Raw genomic sequence first — 3,877 nt, forward strand, 5'->3', positions numbered from 1 at the left:
GGGCTCGTGCCCCGCCCCCGCCGTGTCGCACCGGCTCAGCACCTCGCATCGGCCGGCAGCCCCGCGTACTCGTCCCCCTTGAGGTAGACCGCGCTGGCCCACCCCTCGGTGAAGCCGATCCACACGTCGTTGGTGTAGCCGTGGTCCCGGACGGTCTCCCCGTGGGTCCAGCAGAGGGCGTCCGTACGGGTCTCCCCGGCCCGGATCCGGTCGAAGGCCCGGGAGGAGGTGTTCGGCCCGGTGCGGATGTTGACGGTCTCGTACGCCGTGACGCTGTACGGACCGAACGTGGGCGCGCCGCCGGCGGGGGCCGTCACGGCTCCGGCCGTCGGGGCGGTGGCCAGCAGCACGGCCGCGGCGGCCACCACCACGGCGGCGGGCCCGGCGGCGGAGCGGCGGAGGAACGGGAAGCGGGACACGGCACTCTCCTCACACGGAACGGCTGACACGGAACGGCTGACACGGAACGGCTGACACGGAACGGCTGACACGGAACGGCTGACACGGAACGGCTGACACGGAACGACTGACACGGAACGACTGACACGGAACGACTGACACGGAACGCCTCCGCCGCGCGGCGGGACATCCGGGAGACGGCGGACGGGCCCGGCGGATATGAGCGCCCCTCCCTCCGGGGCGGTGTGACGCACATCACCACGGCCCGCGCATACCGCCACGTCCCCGGCGCGGTCCCCCGGATGACACACCGCCGACCGAGGACGTGCACCGTGAACACGACCACCAGGACGCGACGCACCGCCAGCCGTACGCTGGCCGCCGTCGCCGCCTTCGCCCTCTCCGCCTCCCTGCCCGTGACGGCGTACGCCGCGACGGCCTCCCCCGCGACCTCCCCCGCCGCAGCCCCCGCCTCCGAGCAGGCCGCCTGCGACGTCCTCGCCCCGGGTGCGTCGGCCACCGCCGAGGCCGCCGTCCGCGCCGCGTGCGGCCAGCTCGGCGTCTGGTACAGCTGGGGCGGCGGCCACGGCGCCACGCCCGGCGCCACCTACGGTTACTACGACGGCGTCGACCCGGCCAGCCAGCACGACAACGAGCGGAAGGGCTTCGACTGCTCCGGGCTGACCCGGTACGCCTACGCCCAGGCCACCGGGAACGACCTGCTCAACGGCACGGCCGACGACCAGTTCCACACCTCGCACGCGTCGGCCAGGTTCTCCTCGGACCAGGGTTCGGCGCCCCTCCTCCCCGGCGACCTGATGTTCTGGGGCAGCGGCCACGTCCACCACGTCGCCGTCTACATAGGCGCCGGACAGATGGTGGAGGCCTACCAGTCGGGCACCCACATCCGGGTCACGCCGGTGCGCACCGGCGGCGACTACGCGGGGGCCGTCCGGATCGACGGCTCCGGCACGGTGCCGCCCCCGCCCGCCAACGGCGGCACCACCTTCGAGACCTGGGGCACCGGCGTGCGCACCCACTCCTCCCCCAGCGTCGGCGCGTCCGTCGTGGACACCTTCCCCGGTCCCGGCCAGGTGTCGGTGATGTGCCAGGAGCACGCCGAGACGGTCACCGCGGAGGGCTACACCAACGACATCTGGTCCCGGCTGTCCGACGGCTCCTGGCTGACGAACATCTACATCAAGGGCCCGGCGTCGCTGCCCGGCGTCCCGGACTGCGGCGGCACCTCCACCCCGCCGCCGAGCGGCGGCAGCAAGGCGTTCCAGACCTGGGGCACCGGAGTGCGCACCCACTCCGAGGCCAACGTGAACGCCGGCGTCGTGGACTACTTCCCGCAGCCGACCACCGTCAACGTGGTCTGCCAGGCCCACGCCCAGACGGTGACCGCCGAGGGCTACACCAACGACGCCTGGTCCCGCCTCACCGACGGCTCATGGATGACCAACATCTACATCAAGGGCCCGGACTGGCTGCCCGGCGTCCCCACCTGCTGAGTTCCGACCTGCTCACGCTCCACCTGCCGAGTCCGGCCGCCCCCGGGGGCGCCTGGCGGCGGGAGCCCCGGCCGGTCACCAGCCCGGCCGGGGCTCCGGCGCGACGGTGATCACGGGGTGGAAGCGGGCGAGCTCAGCCGGCTCGTCGACGGGGCCTCCCACCAACGTAGTCACTACGCCGAACGGGGGATCCGACCGGCTGCCGACGGGCTCCGCGCTCAGACCCCCGGCATCGGGCGGACCGGGTGCTTGCTCATGATCGACACCCGGTTGAAGGAGTTGATGGTGATCGCCACCCAGATCGCCGCCGAGATCTCCTCCTCGGTGAGCGCCGCGCGCGCCAGCCCGTACGCGGCCTCCTGCGCCGCCGCGTCCGAGGGGTTGGTGGTCGCCTCCGCCAGCGCCAGCGCAGCGCGCTCCCGCGCGGTGAACAGCTCGGTGTCCCGCCAGGCCGGGAGGACTCCCAGCCGCTGGGTGGTCTCGCCCTCGCGCAGCGCGGCCCGGGTGTGCACGTTCAGGCAGTAGGCGCAGCCGTTGATCTGCGAGACCCGCAGGTTGACCAGCTCCACCAGCCGCCGGTCCAGCCCGGCCTCGGCCGCGACCTCCCGGGCCGCCTCGGCGGCGGCGAGCGCCGCCTTGTACGCCTTGGGGCTCTGCTTGTCGATGAAGACCCGCCGCTCCGCCGGAACCACCGTCACTTCACTCACCTGAACTCCTCGACTCCCCGTAGCATGATCGGCGCGCTGCCGTTCGACACTCTGCCATGCCATAATAGTTGAATCTAGAACTACCTGGTAGTCGAGACCACCCGGGAGGGACCACCGCCGTGAGCAGCGCCGAGACCGAGCCGCGCCCCACCGCCGCACCGCAGGACCAGCAGGACCCGTACGAGGCCCCGCCCGTCGAGGTGCTCTCCCCCCGGGACGTCCCACTCGGCGGACCGCGCGCGATGACCGTCCGCCGCACCCTGCCGCACAGCTCCCGCCGGCTCATCGGCGCCTGGTGCTTCGTCGACCACTACGGCCCCGACGACGTCGCCCGCACCGGCGGCATGGACGTCGCCCCGCACCCACACACCGGCCTGCAGACCGTCAGCTGGCTCTTCACCGGCGAGATCGAGCACCGCGACAGCCTCGGCGTCCACGCCTACGTCCGCCCCGGCGAGCTCAACCTGATGACCTCCGGCCACGGCATCTGCCACTCCGAGGTCTCCACCCCCGCCACCACCGTGCTGCACGGCGTCCAGCTCTGGGTCGTGCTGCCCGACGAACACCGCGACACCGCACGGGACTTCCACCACCACGTCCCCGAGACCGTCACCCTCGACGGCGCCGAACTGCGCGTCTTCCTCGGCGCCCTGGCCGGCCACACCTCCCCCGTCCCCACCTTCACCCCGCTGCTCGGTGCCGAACTCACCCTCGCCCCGCACGCCACCGTCACCCTGACCGTCGACCCGGCCTTCGAGCACGGCGTCCTCGTCGACCACGGCGACGTCCGCCTCGCCGCCACCGACCTCCACCCCGGCGACCTCGGCTACCTCGCCCCCGGCCGCACCACCCTGACCCTCGCCAACACCGCCGACACCCCGGCCCGCCTCGTCCTCCTCGGCGGTACGCCCTTCGAGGAGCAGATCGTGATGTGGTGGAACTTCATCGGGCGCTCTCACGAAGACATCACCCGAGCACGCGAGGAGTGGATGAGCTCCGCGAACCCCGACCGCTTCGGCGAGGTCCACGGCTACCCGGGCGACCGCCTCCCCGCCCCAGAGCTCCCCGGCATCCCCCTCAAGCCCCGGGGAAACGTGCGCTGACCCGGGTAGTTACCAGTCGGGGGGGGGGGGGGGCCCCGCCCCCCCCCCCCCCCCCCCCCGGCCCCCCCCCCCCCCCCGGGGCCGCCGGGGGGCCCCCCCCCCCCCACCCCCCCCCCCCCCCGCCCCCCCCCACCCCCCCCCCCCACACCCCCAC

General features: G+C 73.7%; 4 protein-coding genes. 2 read left to right on the forward strand and 2 right to left on the reverse strand.

All coding sequences use genetic code 11. From position 1 onward, the window contains the following. Positions 1–35: 35 nt before the first annotated feature. Positions 36–419 carry an SH3 domain-containing protein gene (locus ACFWIS_RS35560; protein WP_380464060.1) on the reverse strand — a complete coding sequence of 128 codons (384 nt, stop codon included), beginning with the start codon at positions 417–419 and terminating at the stop codon, positions 36–38. Between the two features lie 282 nt (positions 420–701). Here ACFWIS_RS35560 and ACFWIS_RS35565 point away from each other — a divergent pair, with 282 nt between their 5' ends. Then, positions 702–1,913 (forward strand): NlpC/P60 family protein, encoded by a 1,212-nt coding sequence (locus ACFWIS_RS35565; protein WP_380464058.1) that lies wholly within the window; start codon positions 702–704, stop codon positions 1,911–1,913. A gap of 218 nt (positions 1,914–2,131) precedes the next feature. Here ACFWIS_RS35565 and ACFWIS_RS35570 read toward each other — a convergent pair whose 3' ends face one another. Next, entirely contained in the window at positions 2,132–2,620 is a 489-nt protein-coding gene (locus ACFWIS_RS35570) for a carboxymuconolactone decarboxylase family protein (RefSeq protein WP_380464056.1), read from the reverse strand. Between the two features lie 119 nt (positions 2,621–2,739). Here ACFWIS_RS35570 and ACFWIS_RS35575 point away from each other — a divergent pair, with 119 nt between their 5' ends. Beyond that, positions 2,740–3,723 carry a pirin family protein gene (locus ACFWIS_RS35575; RefSeq protein WP_380464054.1) on the forward strand — a complete coding sequence of 328 codons (984 nt, stop codon included), beginning with the start codon at positions 2,740–2,742 and terminating at the stop codon, positions 3,721–3,723. Positions 3,724–3,877: the final 154 nt, after the last annotated feature.

The organism is Kitasatospora sp. NPDC127060 (genome assembly GCF_042724935.1).
In the GTDB taxonomy this organism is placed as follows: Bacteria; Actinomycetota; Actinomycetes; order Streptomycetales; family Streptomycetaceae; genus Kitasatospora.

Excerpts from the sequence above, each read along its gene's own strand:
- ACFWIS_RS35565 (WP_380464058.1), top strand. The coding sequence starts at position 702 with ATGACACACCGCCGACCGAGGACGTGCACCGTGAACACGACCACCAGG.